We start from the raw sequence: 17,163 nt of genomic DNA on the forward strand, positions 1-17,163 counted from the left end.
AATATTAGAATCGTTGACTTTACTTTCTTGTTTAAATAAATTATTTTCAACTTGGTTTTTATCAGTTGTATAGGATTCGTTCCCCCTAATTACTCCAAGCTATAGGCGGATGTAATATTCAGTTTAATGCCTTATCTCAGATGTTAAGGGAGTTACATTTTTTAAAGTTTAGGTATAAACCAAGTCATTTTCTTATAACAAGCATCATTTGATTAATATTCATAATTTTGAGTACGGTTTGTACCCAATACTAGGCCTCTTTTTTATTTCGATACTTTCCTCTTGGAGCATTACCCTCATGAAGTATAATCTCGGAATGTAGTAACTGAGCAGCCTCTGCAGAGCTCTTCACTTTAGAAGCACTGCGGACTAGCATTTCTGCTTCAAATTCAAGTAATACACTTTTCCGAATTCCATTTTCTCTCCATTTAGATGCGGGTGTGCATCGTTTTGATATTCCTCGAGCCAATGACAAGGAATCTAACAATGCCTGATTTGCACCTTGACCTTTGAAGGGGCTCATTGGGTGAGCAGCATCGCCAATTAGCGTTACTTTAGTAGCATTTTCGAACAATTCTGGTTTGAGTAGTTCACGGTCATACACGGGATATCCGGAAATTTGTGCTTCGTTGGTAGCTGAAATAATCTGAGGAATAGGATTGTGCCACTGAGTTCTTCGACACGCTTCTTCCTTAAGTGCTTTTGTTCCTTCGGTATTCAATTCTTTAGCTTCTTTTTCTGATAAAGGAAAACTAAGTTGCCACATTATTGAATCGGAGTCATAGGGCATCATATAGATTCGTTCGTTACCATTAGCGGTTTGAAATACTGTAGCCGAATCTAGTAAAGAACTTTCAATACCCTCAAGATTCTTTAATGGAGAAATTCCTAAAATTACTATGCAACCGAGATAACGTAAAGGGCTAATATCCTCACCAATTAATAGTTTTCTAACGGTACTACGAATTCCATCAGCTCCAACTATAAGGTCTGCTTGGGCGTTCTTTATCTCGTTTTTGACTTGAAAGTTTAGCGTTACACCTTCATTCTCAGATTCCTTAAAACTCAGTAATTGGTGCCCCCATTTTACAACATTATATCCACCGAGCTGCTCAAGCAGTGCTAAACGCAAAGATTGTCTAGCAATATGAATATTTGTGTGTCTTGGTGATTTTTTTGTTTCCGTTCGCCCCCATTTTCTAACTCCCCATTCACCGATAATTTTTCCATCAGTAGTGTGAACCACGTGTCTGGTTGAAGTTATTCCTTCTTTTAATTGGGCAATACCGAATCCTTTGAGGGCTTTACTTGCTTGTTGCAAAGTAAGTCCATAACCTTGAGATCGTGTATCGAAGCTATGGTCTCTTTCATAAAGCGTAAACGGTATTCCGCGATGCAAACAGGCAACGGCTAGAGCCACTCCTCCAATGCCACCGCCAATAATAGCAACGTGTGGGTAGTTTTCTTTGTTTGGTAAAGATTGGCTAGCAGAATGAATCAAACCAGATCCTTTACATTTTAAGCAGGGATGTATTTGACCTATAGGTAGCTCGGGAGCCATTCCTTCGCAATCTGTTTTTTTAAATTGATTCAATGCAGCTTGATAATGTAGTCGAGTTTTCTTGCGGGGCTTCTTCCTTTTTTTGCCATCACCTTTACAGTTCTCACAAATTATCCAATAATTCTCTTTACATTCTGTCTTTTCCAACTGCTGTATCTTTTATCATTTTTTGGTTTTAATGAAATATAAATCTATTGTTTCTTGATGCACAGAAAGCCAAACTACTTCTTCACAGCTATCATCATATGAGGACTAAAAGGCAATAAATATTCATCATTTTGTGTCAAGTTTTGCAACGCTTTTAATGTCTTAGACTTCTTTTTGTCTAACATATTTGCAAAATATTCATTGTCTAACCAAATCATTCCTTCGACTGCAAAAATATTTATAAAGTGGAGGTTTTGTTCTAAAAACTCTTTTTTTAAACCTTGAGGTTTATGGTAATACGCATCCGCCAATAAAAAAGGGAAATCTTTTGGCGCATCATGAAGTCCTGTTGTGAGTTCCTCTTTACACATATCAAAAAACGAATTGGCATGAATCATTCCATTCATTAAACCAACGACTGTTGAAGCTGTAGCGTTAATTGCAAAGCCTAAAATAATGCCGTCTTTTTTTAAAACTCTCTTTGCTTCTCTGATTGCTGCAATTCTATCTTCTCTTTTTTGCAGGTGATATAAAGGACCATGTAAAAGTACCAAATCAGCAGTATTGTCTTTAAAAGGAATTTTTTTTGCTTCACCGATAGCAACAGAAAAAGGTTTCTTGAGTTTTTTAGCTCTATTTTCTGCTAGTTTTATATGTTTTAAAACTGGCTCTACTAAATGAACAGTATGTCCGTTTTTTGCTAACCATTCTGCATATTTTCCCGTTCCACCACCAATATCAATAATTGTGATATTTGGTTTAGAAATATGTTGTTCAATTAGTTCTTTAATACGTTCAAATTCAAAAATTCCCATTCCTTTTTCAAGTCTGGTTTCTTCTGAAGCTTTGTTGTAAAAATCATCTAATTCTTTGCTGATAAGAGGTTTTTTTTTCACTTTAAATATTTAAAGGATAAAAGTAATTAAATTAAAGTGATAAATAGTGTTGGATTGGAATTCTGAGGGCTTCTATAATAAAAATATATTTTGATTGAGCGTATTTCACGCCGCTAACTAGTATGAATTTATTTTAAAATTAGATTTCTTGTCATTCATTTTTCACTATTTCGAAACGACACCTGCAAAGAAAATAGATTTCTGCTTTCGAGGGAAGAACAGAAATGTAAATTAACCTTTCAAATGTTTATTAAAAAAAGTGATCGTTCTTTCCCAAGATAATTCAGCAGCTTCTTTATCAAATCTTGGTGTGGTATTGTTATGAAATCCATGATTTACATTAGCATAAAAATGAGCTTCATGCTCAATGTTGTTTTCTTTTAAAGCAATTTCAAAATCTGACCAACCAGCATTTACTCTTTTATCTAAGCCGGCATATTGCAATAATAAAGGAGCTTTAATTTTAACAACGTTTTCTTGCGAAGGTTGTCTTCCATAATAAGGAACAGCTGCAGCTAAATCAGGAATTTTAACGGCCATCATATTAGAAATCCATCCTCCAAAACAAAAACCAACAACTCCCACTTTTCCGTTACAATCTTTGTGTGTTTTTAAGTAATTGTAGGCAGCAATAAAATCTTCTAACATTTCATTTCTATCTCTTTTCTTTTGCATTGCTCTCCCGTCATCATCATTTCCTGGATATCCGCCTAAAGGCGATAATGCGTCTGGAGCCAAAGTTACAAATCCCTCTAAAGCCGTTCTTCTACCGACATCTTCTATATAAGGATTTAGCCCTCTATTTTCATGTACAACTATAATGCCAGGTAGTTTTTTGGTAGTATCTTTTAAGATAGAAAATAATCCTTTTATTTTTTTTCCTCCTTTTGGAGAATCGTAAGTAATAAACTCTGATTTTAGCCTTGGATCATTTGATTTTACACTAATAGAGTCCAAATAATTTGGAGAAATAAAACTTAATAAAGCGGGCAGGGTGATTGCGCCAACAGCATATAGAGATAGCTTTTGAAGAAACTCTTTTCTATCCATTTTGTTGTGAGCATAGTCATCATATAAGTCAAACACCTCTTGACTAATGTCTTCTTTTTTAAGTTCCTTCATTTTGCTGAAATTTATGGGTTTTTAGATTTTCAACTAAGATAATTAAAAAAAAGGTAAAGCAAATTTAAGAGCAAATTTTGCAGTCTTATTTTTTGAAATTTTACTGTAAAGTTCGCTATCAAACTGGGGTTATTTTTTTAAAAATAAATATGGTATAATAGAATGAACCGTTTATGATTTTATAAACGGCTCATGTCTCAATATATTTATTGTGTACTTGTTTTTATTTATTTCTGACCTTTTTTAAACCCATATAGATTTTGAGCGATAAAAGTAGTTGGAAATTTATCATCACCTTTAAAGCCAATTTCTGCGTTTCCGCTATCTTCTGGAACGTAGTTTGTTTTAAAAATATAATCCCAAAGACTAAGACTAATTCCATAATTCATTCCATTTCTTCCTTCCGGTACTTCATATGCATGATGATATAAGTGCATCACTGGATTATTTATTACATATTTAAAGATTCCCCAAGTAATTTTAATATTGGCATGATTAAAGTGACCAATGGCAATGGTGATAAAATGAACAATATATGCTTGCTCAGGTTCAAAACCACCAAGAATCATTACACCAAAAGTTTTTAGTGGTTTATAAAAAATGTTTTCCATCCAGTGGTATCTTAAATGCGCAGCAAAGCCCATTTCTTTTACACTGTGGTGCACTTTATGAAATTTCCATAAGAAAGGGTATTTATGCAATAATACATGGGTAAACCATTGAACGAAGTCAAGTATAATAAAGAATACCAATAATTGTAACCAAGGAGCCCAATGTGACATATCGAAAATAACGAGACTTTTAGCAGTGATGTTAAATTCACCAAATAATATCCCTAAAATCTTGTAAACTCCGCTAATTACAATTGAGAAAGCGAAAAAATTAAAAAACATATAAAATGCATCTAACCAAAAATCTCTTCTAAATATAGCTTGTTGTTTTCTCCAGGGAAAGACAATTTCTAAACCCCATACAAGCAGGGAGATTACAATAAGACCCCAGAAATAATTTGTGTACCAAGGCACTTCAAGAATTATGGACTTCCATGTCCAATCTGCCGTTCCAATAAAAGCATTTATAAATGCATCTAAATATTTTTCCATTTTATTTTAATTTTTAAATATATTAATTTTTTAATGTATACCAGTCAATATTTGTTAAAATCATACGCCTACCTTTTGCAGTTGGAGGGTAATTTGTAACTAAATAGTTTACAATAACCTCTTGATTACTTCCTAAATCCCATAGGTTTTGTGTTTCTTGCATCCATTTAATTGTTGCATTCCAACTCTCAGTAGACATTTTATTTTGAACGACTAATTTTGCAGAATGGCAATTCGTACAATTATTAACAACCGTCATTAAACCTTCTGCGTCTATTAAACCTGTTCTAATATGAATTCCATTTTCAATTTTATCTTCATCTTCAATAATAGTACTATATATAAGTTTAGATTCTTTATTTCCAAAAATTGAAAATGAAGGATCGTATACCGCAAAAAGAAGTAAAACAGAAGCTATAAAGGAAAACAACATAGCTATATAAGCTGTTTTCTCTGCTTTTTTAATTTTTTTTTGAAACTCTTTATCATCTTTCATTAGATAATTTTTACAGCAATTCTATGACAAGCATTGTTTAAATACCCTTTCGGGTTCCAGCCTGGTAAAAGCATGGGTTGCGCAATATTATGAGTGTCTGTTGCTTTTGCCCAAACTTCGTAATACCCTTTTTTTGGAAAATTTATGGAAGCTGAAAAATGTTGCCAAGCTAATCGATTTGTTGGTTTTTCTACAGAACAAATGGTCCATGTTGCTCCAAAATCTATTGAATATTCCATTTTTACAACCTCTAGTTCTCCAGCCCAGGCATGACCTCTTATGTTTAAAGCTTTTCCTTCGTTAATGAGCGCGCCCGTTTTAGGGTATGTGATTATGGATTTAACAGGCATCGATTCTATAATGCACATGTCTTCATCTTTTACTTTTTCTCCCGGAGCAACTGGGTTACAAGGTACTCGATAAGCAGTTCCTGTCATTTTTGTGCCATCATGCACTTTGTTTCGAATACTAATTCTTTGAACCCACTTGCCAGAAACTGAAGCTGGCCAACCACCGGCAATTAAACGTAGTGGGTATCCGTGAATTAGTGGAATAGCTTCGTTATTCATTTGAAAAGCTAAAATGGTTTCATCTTGCAGTGCTTTTGGCAATGGGCAGCCTCTAGAAATAGGTTCTTTTTTAGGGTCTCCACTTAAATGAGTGTCTGTAGAATGATATCCAATATAAACAGCATTACTCTTGATGCCTGCATCTTCTAATACGTCTCGTAAGCGCACACCCGTCCAAGACGCACAATGCACGGCGCCAATAGTCCATTGATTCCCTTTTGCTGGTGGATCAAATTCACTTCGTCCATTACCGCCACATTCTAATGTTAATTGATAGGTATGGTGTTTAAATTTGGATTTTAAATCACTAAGAGTATATGTTTTTTTGTTTTTAACAGATTCCCCATCAATGGTAAGCGTCCAAGTTTCTGGGTTGATTTCTTCTGGGGTAGTTCCATTATTTCGAATAAACATAGATGAGTTGGGTGTAATCTTGTCATCTAATAAATGAGCTTGCGCTTCAATATTCCAGGGTTTGTCATTTAAAATAATCATTTCTTTATTCTTACTGAACATTTTAAAAGGGTCTGGATCTTGCAATGCTAAAGGAGTATAGCCGTCAAGCATTTTGGAACCAAAAACAATTTCTGCGCTTATAAGTGCAGTAAAAGAACTTAGAACGGTTTTTTTTATAAAAGATCTTCTTCTCACAATACTAAAATTATATGGTTATATAAATAACATACAAGTTACATGTAATTTCATTCTTTTTGTGTAACTAATGTTACACAAAAAGAATGAAATTACTTTTAAATTGCATAATTCTTAGTAAGATAAATAACACAGTCATGAAGATAATGAAAAAAGATTTCGAAACTCGTTTTACCGGTTGGGCGTTTATTTTAGCAGCAGCACTATTGTGGTTTGGTTGGGCGCTTTCACCTCATCATATTGGTGAATATATAGTGTCTTCAGATTTTACTGAAATAGGAAAGAATGTGTGGTATTGGATATGGATGTATCGTATTCATATTTTTGGTTGGGTTACTATGGGTATTTCAATGTTCGCATTGATGTCCATTATTTCAAGTAAACCTTATCGGGTGGTTATAGTTCCTGGAGCAGGAATGGTTATTGTTGGTACCTTTACTTTAGCGATTGCTAATGCATATTTTTACAATTTTGGTGCTTGGGGTGTTGGACAAACAGCGGGTATGTCTGCTGTGGAAGTTATAGAATTTATGGATAATATTTTATTTACAAATCAGTATGTTACTTGTTTTATACGTTTTGGACGTATTTTCTCTGGCGTAGGATTGGTTTTGTTGGGCTTTGCTTTTATTAAATGGAGAATAGTTAGCACTTGGTTGGGTTGGTTTACAACGCTAATAGGTCTGGCAGCCATGGTGATTATTTTGTCTATTCCGGATAATTATGAAATTTATAAACCTTTATTTCACTTAAAAGCAATTTGGTTACTTATGATGGGTGTTACATTGCTGCGGCAAGGTGTTCATTTATCTAAATCAGAAGCTTAATTTTTTGAAATTATTTTACATGTTGCATGGATATAAAAAAATCACAGGTTTTAATATTAATTTAAAAAATGATATTTTCAGCAACTACTTATAGAACATTGAGTGGTACAAAAAAAATTATAGAAGTACCTCAAAAAAAGGCTACTCAATGGGTTATCTATAAGGATGATAAACCAACATATTTTGTCGATTTGTACGATTTACAAACAGAATCGAATGCTATGATGAATAGCTTAGTTTTGTGTGCAAAAAGATCGATAAGAGAGGTTTTGGAGCTAATAAATAAAAAGAATAATATAAACTTGTTTTTACCTAGAATTTCTCGCGTAGGTTTTAAGATCAAAGTGAGATCTGAATTAATAGAATTAAACTTAAAGCCAATCCCAAAAGAGTGGTTAGCTTATTCTTTGTAAAAATTATAGAATATGAAGTTCTTTTTTTTGTTATGAATCAATATTTGCGTCATTGTGAAGGATGAAGTAATCTTTTTATTTTAAAAGCTTATTTTTCCCCACTTCTTTATAATGACGCTTTTTTAAACTTATTGTCAAAATCAATATCTCTTTTATTAATTTATTTTATTGATGATTTTTTCGCCTTCAATATTATTTCTAGTGGTAATTATAAATTTATTATTACATCCTAAATACTACTTAAATAAATTTGTGTTTTTACTAATTGTCAAATAGTAACCTTAAGGTTTCAACTTTATTTTTGAAAGAATTAATTTTACGAACATCCTTTCTAGTAAGTCCTTTTATATTTTGTTGACAATCAAAATCTTCACAAAATACAGATTCTATATGGTTAGAATGTCCATTTGGACAAATATATATGTCTTTTTGTTTTCCTAATAGTCCTTTTAATTTTTTAAATTCTCCTTTGTCTTTAAGGAGTTCAAAGTGTTTAATTATTTTATTCATTACTTTTAAATCATCTTTCGTGTAATTTTCTTTTTCAATTGATAAACAGCTTATTGCAATTTCTATAAAATCACTTTCTAATAAGTTTATTATTTTTTGTGGCGAGAATAGTTTGTTAATTTCTAAAATTTTAAAAACAGCATCAGGTTCATCTGGAAGTGTTTTATATAATTTATCTATTGCTCGTTTAGGATCTGTATCTCTAAGATAATTGGAAAAATTACGGATTAAAACTATTTCCTTTTCATCATCAGAGTTAATTTTAAGAGCAAAATAATTATATAGAAAACTATCAATTAAGTTTTCAGACAAATCAGATATTGGGTTCTGTTGAAGAAAATTCCATTCATCTTGAACTAATTTTTTTTTGGCTCTTACTTTTTTAATTATATGTTTTTTGGTCAATTCATTTTTCAGGATATCATTTGAAATGTATTTTTTTGAAGCAGTATTGACATCTTTAACTTGTGATTTTTTATAGTTAATAATAACAGCTGTTCCTGAAATAGATATCATAAGCATTGATTTATTTCCCCCCGAAATTTCATCAAAATCAATGGATAGTCCTAAAATTGCATTCGCACCAAGATTGATTGCTTTAACTTTTAAATTTTGAATTGAACTGTCATAAATACTTTGTAATTTGTTTTGATAAGAATTTGATGCACCTCCAAAAACATCTAAAAGAGAAGCCCCGATATCCGAAAATAAATTTGTACCTAAAACAATATTATTATTTATTACACCTAAATACTTCTCAATTTTCTCGCCTTCAACACTATTTGTTGAGGTGATTATAAATTCATTTTTCATAGCAATGCCTTTTTTAAAGTTTTAAAAGTAACTACTTATATAAAAGTATTCTATGATATAAATCATTGAAGCTATTCTTAATAACTTTTATGTTTGCTTGCAAATAAATTGAACTAAAACTAATAAGTATTTTGATGAAAGGAGAAATAAACAAAGTATGTATGAATGATATAATTACCCTTGACATAGCAAATCAATTAATACAACAGAAGAAAAAATTTAAAAGAAATAGAAAGAATATGAGTTTGATTACTACTATACTCGTGATTCAATTTATAATAACGGTAATAGGTGTATTTATATTTTCACAATATAGTTAAGTAAATAAACAGATTAGTTGGCATTGATCAGAACTCCAATAAAAAAATAACTTGAAGAATCCGAAAAAAACTTATTTAAATACTTTTAAAGAGCATTCAAAAGAAGAATTAATTAAGGAGATGATTTTTAAGGAAAAGGAGCTTAAAAGTCAGAATTTTGAAATTAAAAAAATGCTACTGAAAATTAGCAATAGACTTCATGTTTTAGTGCTGTTTTTAGTTTTTATTTCAATAATTTTTATTTTAATGGTGCTCTACTTGTAAGCTAGATGCTTCCTGTTGTTCAATCTTTTTGAAGTTCTAAAAATAACTATTTATTTCCTTTAATATGGTATCATGGGATTATCTTTTGTATGCCAAAATTAATTATGGTATTTCATCAAAATTAAAGCTACATATTTCGTCTATATTGCCCACCTACTGTAAACAACGCTTCTGTAATTTGGCCTAAAGAGCATACTTTTGTTGCTTCCATTAATTTGCCAAATAAGTTTTCGTTCTGAACTGCGGCTTGCTGTAAAATTCTAATTTGTGTTACAACTTTATTTGGATTTGCTTTATTTAATAACTCTTTTGTTTTAATTTGGAATAGCTTTTCTTCTTCGGTTGCACGAATAACTTCTGCTGGCTGAATAGTAGGAGATCCTTTAGAGCTTAAGAATGTATTTACACCAATAATTGGAAAATCTCCATTATGTTTCAATGTTTCATAATACAAACTTTCTTCCTGAATCTTAGAACGTTGATACATGGTTTCCATGGCTCCTAAAACGCCTCCACGTTCTGTAATTCTATCGAATTCTAATAGTACAGCTTCTTCTACTAAATCTGTTAATTCTTCAATAATAAAAGCACCTTGTATGGGGTTTTCATTTTTTGTTAACCCTAGTTCTTTATTGATAATTAACTGAATGGCCATGGCTCTTCGAACTGACTCTTCTGTTGGCGTAGTAATGGCTTCGTCATATGCATTTGTATGTAAAGAATTACAATTATCATTAATGGCATATAAAGCCTGTAATGTAGTCCTGATATCATTAAAATCAATTTCTTGCGCGTGTAAAGAGCGTCCAGAAGTTTGAATATGGTATTTTAACATTTGCGCTCTATCATTTGCACCATACTTATTTTTCATGGCTTTTGCCCAAATTTTACGTGCAACTCTACCAATTACTGAATATTCGGGATCTATTCCGTTAGAAAAGAAAAACGATAAGTTTGGACCAAATTTATTAATATCCATTCCACGGCTCAGGTAATATTCAACATACGTAAATCCGTTAGACAAGGTTAATGCCAATTGTGTAATTGGGTTCGCACCGGCTTCTGCAATATGATACCCAGAAATGGAAACTGAATAAAAGTTTCGAATTTGTTTTTCAATGAAATATTCTTGCACATCTCCCATTAATCGCAACGCAAATTCCGTAGAAAAAATACAAGTATTTTGTGCCTGATCTTCTTTTAAAATATCGGCTTGTACAGTTCCTCTGACTTGGGCTAGTGTATCTTTTTTTATTTGTTCATATATAGCAAAAGGTAACACCAAATCGCCAGTTATCCCCAACAACATTAATCCTAGTCCATTATTTCCTTCCGGTAATTCTCCTTGATAACTTGGTCTTTCTAACCCTTTAGAATCGTAAATTTCTTTCAGCTTAGTTTCAACTTGTCTCTCTAATTGTTGCTCTTTAATATATTTTTCGCAATTCTGATCGATAGCAGCATTCATAAAGAATCCTAACAACATTGGAGCCGGTCCGTTTATGGTCATAGAAACAGAAGTCATATGATGACTCAAGTCAAAGCCAGAATATAATTTTTTAGCATCATCTAAACAACAAATAGAAACTCCTGCATTTCCAATTTTACCATAAATATCTGGTCTATGTCCAGGGTCATTTCCATATAAAGTAACAGAATCAAAAGCCGTTGACAAACGTTTTGCGTCCATTCCTAAGCTTACATAATGAAAACGTCTGTTAGTTCTTTCAGGGCCGCCCTCACCAGCAAACATTCTTGTTGGGTCTTCACCAGTTCTTTTAAATGGATACAAACCTGCTGTATATGGGAATTCTCCTGGTACGTTTTCTTGCAAATTCCAGCGCAATAAATCGCCCCAAGCTTGATATTTAGGTAAACTAATTTTTGGAATTTTGGAGTGTGAAAGTGATTCGCTGTGTGTTTCTATATTTATTTCTTTACCACGAACTTTAAAAGTATACATAGGGTTTTTATACTTCTGAAATTTCTCTTGCCAGTTTAAAATAATTTCCCAGTTGTAGGGATTTAGATTTAGTTTTACTTTTTCAAATTGCGCTATTAATAATTTGATAAATTCTTTGTCATTTTTATCTTTAACTTGTTTTAGGATTTCATCCTGCTCCAATCCGGATTTTATAAGAATAGATTGCTTCATTTCGTTTAAAATGACAGATAAAATGGTTTGATAAATTCCATATAATTTCTGAGCAACCACCACTTGCTCATCAACTTTTTTATCATAGGCTCTATTATTTTCTGCAATTTCTGAAAGATAGCGCACTCTCGCTGGTGGAATTACGAATATCTTTTCAGACATTTCTGAAGTAATTTTAAAAGAAGATGTTAAGTCGGCTCCTGTTTTCTCAACCAATGTATCCATAATACTTTTGTACAAAGTATTCATTCCTGGGTCATTAAATTGTGATGCAATTGTGCCATAAACAGGTAAATCATCTTGATGAATATGCCACAAATTATTGTTACGCATGTATTGCTTTTTTACATCACGAACAGCATCTAATGCACCTCTTTTATCAAATTTATTAATGGCAACTAAATCAGCATAATCAAGCATGTCAATTTTTTCTAATTGAGTTGCAGCACCAAATTCTGGTGTCATTACATATAAAGATGTGTCTGAATGTTCTATAATTTCAGTGTCAGATTGTCCAATTCCAGAAGTCTCCAAAATGATTAAATCGAATTCTGCTGCTTTTAAGACTTGCACTGCTTCATGCACATATTTAGACAAAGCTAAGTTAGATTGACGCGTTGCTAAAGAACGCATATAAACACGAGAATTATTGATGGCGTTCATTCTAATTCTATCGCCTAAAAGCGCTCCGCCTGTCTTTCTTTTTGATGGGTCAACAGAAATTAAACCCACCGTTTTATTTGGAAAATCACTAAGAAATCTGCGAACCAATTCATCAACTAAAGAAGATTTTCCGGCACCACCAGTTCCTGTTATTCCTAAAACAGGTGTTTTTGAATTTTTATTTTTATCATGAATTTTTTCTAAGGTTTCTTTGGCAACTTCTGGGAAGTTTTCTGCCGAGGAGATTACTCTTGCAATTTTACCAATTTCTTTATTTGATAAATCTTTTAGAGTCACCTTTAAAGTATTCCCAATTGCAAAATCAGAAGTTTGAACCAAATCATTAATCATCCCTTGCAACCCTAATTCACGGCCATCATCAGGAGAATAAATTCTAGTGATTCCATACTCCATTAAATTTTTAATTTCTTCAGGAAGAATTACGCCGCCACCGCCGCCAAAAATCTTAATATGTCCTGCGCCTTTTTCTTGTAATAAATCAAACATATATTTAAAATACTCATTATGACCTCCTTGATACGAAGTTATCGCAATAGCATTTACATCTTCTTGAATGGCACAATTCACCACTTCTTCTACACTTCTGTCATGACCTAAATGTATAACTTCAACTCCTGTAGATTGAATAATTCTACGCATAATATTGATAGCAGCATCATGACCATCAAAAAGAGCTGCGGAAGTTACAATACGTACTTTATATTTAGGTTTGTAAGGTGTAATTTGTTTCATTCGTAATTAATGTTTGATTTTAAGGGTGCAATTTACGAAAATCTTAAAAAAAATAACGAATCTTTAATGGTTTATAAATTTAATTCCAAAAAAGAATATCTTTGTAAAACGATTACTTTCTAAATTTTTGATATGACTTTTAAAAAACAAATTCAACAGGGAATTCCAAATATTTTACCAAAAAAAATTGCGTACGATTTAGAGATAAATCATGCTCCGAAAAGAAAAGATATTCTATCTAAGGATGAAAAAAAGTTAGCCTTAAGAAATGCACTGCGTTATTTTGATAAAAAGCATCATGCTGAATTATTAGAAGAATTTTTAGAGGAATTAGAGAAATATGGTCGAATTTACATGTACAGATTTAGACCAGCATATAAAATGTATGCAAGAGATATTTCAGAATATCCAGGAAAATCAGAACAAGCAAAGGCGATTATGTTAATGATTCAAAATAATTTGGATTATGCAGTTGCGCAGCATCCTCATGAATTAATTACGTATGGTGGAAATGGTGCTGTTTTTCAAAATTGGGCACAATATTTATTAACGATGAAGTATTTGTCAGAAATGACCGATAAACAAACGTTAACGATGTATTCTGGACATCCAATGGGATTATTTCCATCCAACAAAAATGCGCCAAGAGTTGTTGTTACAAACGGAATGGTAATTCCGAATTACTCCAAACCAGATGATTGGGAGAAAATGAATGCTTTAGGAGTCTCTCAATATGGGCAAATGACAGCAGGAAGTTACATGTATATTGGGCCACAAGGAATTGTTCATGGAACAACAATTACGGTTTTAAATGGATTTAGAAAAATAAATAAAACTCCACGAGGAAATCTATTTGTAACTTCTGGTTTAGGAGGCATGTCTGGTGCACAGCCAAAAGCAGGAAATATTGCAGGTTGTATTACGGTTTGTGCTGAGGTGAATCCTAAAATTGCGCAAGTACGTTTAGATCAAGGTTGGATTGATGAAAAAATTACAGATTTAGATGAATTAGCGGTTCGCGTAAAATCTGCAAAAGAGCATAAAGAGGTAGTTTCCATTGCGTATTTAGGGAATATTGTGGATGTTTGGGAGAAGTTTGATGCTGAAAATATTCATATTGATTTAGGGTCAGATCAAACTTCATTGCACAATCCTTGGGCAGGCGGCTATTATCCTGTAGGTCTCTCCTTTAATGATGCCAATAAAATGATGGCTGATAACCCAAAATTATTCAAAGAAAAAGTTCAAATAACGTTAAGAAGACATGCTTTAACAATTAATAAACATACCGCAAAAGGAACCTATTTTTTCGATTACGGAAATGCATTTTTATTAGAAGCAAGTAGAGCTGGGGCAGATGTAATGGCAGAAAATCATATTGATTTTAAATATAATAGTTATGTGCAAGATATTATGGGGCCCATGTGTTTCGATTATGGTTTCGGTCCTTTTAGATGGGTTTGTGCCTCAGGAGATCCTAAAGATTTGGCGAAAACTGATAAAATTGCTTGTGAAGTTTTAGAGAAAATTAAACAGCATTCGCCCAAAGAAATTCAGCAACAAATGACCGATAATATTCAATGGATCAAAGGGGCTCAAGAAAATAAATTGGTTGTTGGTTCTCAAGCAAGAATTTTATATGCAGATGCAGAAGGACGAATTAAAATTGCAAAAGCATTTAATAGAGCTATAAAAAAAGGAAAAATTGGCCCGATTGTTTTAGGTAGAGATCATCATGATGTTTCTGGGACAGATTCTCCTTATAGAGAAACATCTAATATTTATGATGGATCAAAATTTACAGCAGATATGGCTATTCAGAATGTTATTGGAGATAGTTTTAGAGGAGCAACTTGGGTATCTATACATAATGGTGGTGGAGTAGGCTGGGGAGAGGTAATTAATGGAGGATTTGGCATGCTTCTTGATGGAACTAAGTCAGCATCAAAGCGTTTAGAATCAATGCTTTTTTGGGACGTAAATAACGGAATTTCAAGAAGAAGTTGGGCAAGAAATAAAGAGGCTGTTTTTGCTATTAAAAGAGCAATGAGAGCAAAAAAAGACTTTCAAGTTACACTTCCTAATTTAGTTGAAGATGTTTTAATCGATGCAATAACATAAAACCAATTTATGATGAAAAAAAGTATTTTAGTAGTACTAAGTTTAATTTTATTGTCTTCCTGCAACTCTTTAAAAGTGGTTACTGATTATGATACAAAAGTTGATTTTAAAAAATACAAAACGTTTGCATTTTATAAACCAGCTATTGATAAAGCAGCAATTTCTGACTTGGATAAAAAGCGAGTATTACGTGCAATAGAATCAGAATTATTAATACAAGGATTTACAAAGTCTGAAAATCCTGATATGTTAGTAAGCTTTTTCACCAAATCTCGACGCAAGGTAAACATCAATCAAAATAATAATTTTGGTTACGGTTTTGGTTGGGGATGGAATCCTTGGACAGGAAACGGAATGAATACAACGAGTGTTTCTGAATATACAGAAGGTACTCTATTTATTGATTTTATAGATACATCTAAAAAGGAATTAGTTTGGCAGGGAATAGGAACTGGCGCTTTAAGGATACAAAACAGAGAGAAAAAAGAAGCTAGAATTAAAATATTTGTTAAAGAGATTATTTCTAGATTTCCTCCTGGACAAGAAAAATAATATAAAAAGTAATTTATAAAAAAAAACTCCGAAAGAATACTTTCGGAGTTTTTACTTTATATTCAAAATTTTAATTAAATTTTCGCAGACTTTACCGTTTTTATAATTCTTCCTGCAATTTTATAAGGATCACCGTTAGAAGCTGGTCTTCTGTCTTCTAACCATCCTTTCCAGCCTTTCTCTACAGTAATAATTGGAATTCTAATTGAAGCTCCTCTATCAGAAATACCATAAGAGAAGTCAGAAACGTGAGCAGTTTCATGTAAACCAGTTAAACGCTCATCATTAAATTCACCATAAATATTCATATGCTCTTCTGTAACAGGTCTAAAAGCTTCACAAATTTTCTCATATATTTCTTGAGAACCACAGGTTCTTAAAGTAGTGTTAGAGAAGTTAGCATGCATTCCAGAACCATTCCAATCTCCTTTTACTGGCTTTGGATGATATTCAATATAATAACCATATTTTTCAGTTAATCTATCTAGCAAATAACGAGCTATCCAAATTTCATCACCGGCTTTTTTAGCTCCTTGCGCAAATAATTGAAATTCCCATTGTCCTGGTGCTACTTCTTGGTTAATTCCTTCAAAGTTTAAACCAGCTTCTATACATAAGTCAGCATGTTCTTCAACAAAATCTCTACCCCAAGTATATCTACCACCAACAGAACAATAATATTTACCTTGTGGTCCAGGAAACCCTCCGCGAGGAAACCCTAAAGGTAAATCAGTTTTGGTATCCATTAAGAAATACTCTTGCTCAAATCCGAACCAAAAATCGTTATCATCATCATCAATTGTAGCTCTTGCATTAGATGCATGTGCCGTACCATCCGCGCTTAAAACTTCTGACATGATTAAATAACCATTTTTTCTTACTGGGTCTTTATAGATTGCCACAGGTTTTAATAAACAATCGGATGAACCACCAGAGGCCTGTTCAGTAGAACTACCATCAAAAGACCAATTGTCTAATTCCTCGATTGTTGCTTGAAAGTTTTCATGCTCTTCAACTTTAGTTTTACTCCTCATGTTTTGAGTAGGAAAATGACCATCTAGCCAAATGTATTCTAATTTAATTTTTGCCATAATAAATAAATGTATATCTGATGTTAACAGTACAAAAATGAAATAATTTACCTACATATCAAAAAAAAGAGGGGTAAAATATTAAAAATGTATAAAAAATAATTTTATCCCTAATTTTGAAAGGGTATATTTGTTT

The 17,163-nt window shown here is 32.4% G+C and carries 13 protein-coding genes; 4 read left to right on the forward strand and 9 right to left on the reverse strand.

Features of this window, described 5'->3' with window-relative positions:
- Positions 1-250 precede the first annotated feature (250 nt).
- The 6 genes from BLT88_RS03730 to BLT88_RS03755 form a co-directional block, all read right to left on the reverse strand.
- The gene (locus BLT88_RS03730; RefSeq protein WP_091953089.1) at positions 251-1,708 is read right to left on the reverse strand and encodes an NAD(P)/FAD-dependent oxidoreductase; all 1,458 of its coding nucleotides are present in this window, start codon (positions 1,706-1,708) and stop codon (positions 251-253) included.
- A gap of 74 nt (positions 1,709-1,782) precedes the next feature.
- Positions 1,783-2,604, reverse strand: coding sequence for a class I SAM-dependent methyltransferase (locus tag BLT88_RS03735; protein ID WP_091953091.1), 822 nt, complete (start codon positions 2,602-2,604; stop codon positions 1,783-1,785).
- Positions 2,605-2,835: 231 nt separating this feature from the next.
- On the reverse strand, positions 2,836-3,726 hold the full coding sequence (locus tag BLT88_RS03740; protein WP_091953093.1) for a dienelactone hydrolase family protein: 891 nt from the start codon (positions 3,724-3,726) through the stop codon (positions 2,836-2,838).
- Between the two features lie 227 nt (positions 3,727-3,953).
- The gene (locus tag BLT88_RS03745; RefSeq protein WP_091953095.1) at positions 3,954-4,829 is read right to left on the reverse strand and encodes a sterol desaturase family protein; all 876 of its coding nucleotides are present in this window, start codon (positions 4,827-4,829) and stop codon (positions 3,954-3,956) included.
- A gap of 22 nt (positions 4,830-4,851) precedes the next feature.
- On the reverse strand, positions 4,852-5,325 hold the full coding sequence (locus BLT88_RS03750) for a monoheme cytochrome C (RefSeq protein WP_091953096.1): 474 nt from the start codon (positions 5,323-5,325) through the stop codon (positions 4,852-4,854).
- Positions 5,325-6,545: a sulfite oxidase gene (locus BLT88_RS03755; protein ID WP_091953098.1), complete on the reverse strand. Its 1,221-nt coding sequence runs from the start codon at positions 6,543-6,545 to the stop codon at positions 5,325-5,327. The genes BLT88_RS03750 and BLT88_RS03755 overlap by 1 nt, the downstream gene beginning before the upstream one ends.
- A 146-nt stretch (positions 6,546-6,691) precedes the next feature.
- Here BLT88_RS03755 and BLT88_RS03760 point away from each other — a divergent pair, with 146 nt between their 5' ends.
- On the forward strand, positions 6,692-7,372 hold the full coding sequence (locus tag BLT88_RS03760; RefSeq protein WP_091953099.1) for a hypothetical protein: 681 nt from the start codon (positions 6,692-6,694) through the stop codon (positions 7,370-7,372).
- A 68-nt stretch (positions 7,373-7,440) separates the two neighbouring features.
- On the forward strand, positions 7,441-7,785 hold the full coding sequence (locus BLT88_RS03765; RefSeq protein WP_091953101.1) for a hypothetical protein: 345 nt from the start codon (positions 7,441-7,443) through the stop codon (positions 7,783-7,785).
- 261 nt (positions 7,786-8,046) lie between these two features.
- On the opposite strand, the gene BLT88_RS03770 is transcribed toward BLT88_RS03765, so the two are convergent.
- Together BLT88_RS03770 and BLT88_RS03785 are read right to left on the reverse strand one after the other, a co-directional pair.
- Entirely contained in the window at positions 8,047-9,108 is a 1,062-nt protein-coding gene (locus BLT88_RS03770) for a YbjQ family protein (protein ID WP_091953102.1), read from the reverse strand.
- Positions 9,109-9,819: 711 nt separating this feature from the next.
- Positions 9,820-13,263, reverse strand: a complete 3,444-nt coding sequence (locus BLT88_RS03785; RefSeq protein WP_091953107.1) for a methylmalonyl-CoA mutase family protein — start codon at positions 13,261-13,263, stop codon at positions 9,820-9,822.
- A gap of 132 nt (positions 13,264-13,395) precedes the next feature.
- On the opposite strand from BLT88_RS03785, the gene BLT88_RS03790 reads away from it, so the two are divergent.
- Together BLT88_RS03790 and BLT88_RS03795 are read left to right on the forward strand one after the other, a co-directional pair.
- Positions 13,396-15,384, forward strand: a complete 1,989-nt coding sequence (locus BLT88_RS03790; RefSeq protein ID WP_091953109.1) for a urocanate hydratase — start codon at positions 13,396-13,398, stop codon at positions 15,382-15,384.
- 12 nt (positions 15,385-15,396) lie between these two features.
- Positions 15,397-15,936, forward strand: a complete 540-nt coding sequence (locus tag BLT88_RS03795) for a DUF4136 domain-containing protein (RefSeq protein WP_091953111.1) — start codon at positions 15,397-15,399, stop codon at positions 15,934-15,936.
- A 74-nt stretch (positions 15,937-16,010) separates the two neighbouring features.
- Here BLT88_RS03795 and BLT88_RS03800 read toward each other — a convergent pair whose 3' ends face one another.
- Entirely contained in the window at positions 16,011-17,027 is a 1,017-nt protein-coding gene (locus tag BLT88_RS03800; RefSeq protein WP_036787190.1) for a glutamine synthetase beta-grasp domain-containing protein, read from the reverse strand.
- Positions 17,028-17,163: the final 136 nt, after the last annotated feature.

The organism is Polaribacter sp. Hel1_33_78 (assembly GCF_900106075.1).
In the GTDB taxonomy this organism is placed as follows: Bacteria; Bacteroidota; Bacteroidia; order Flavobacteriales; family Flavobacteriaceae; genus Polaribacter.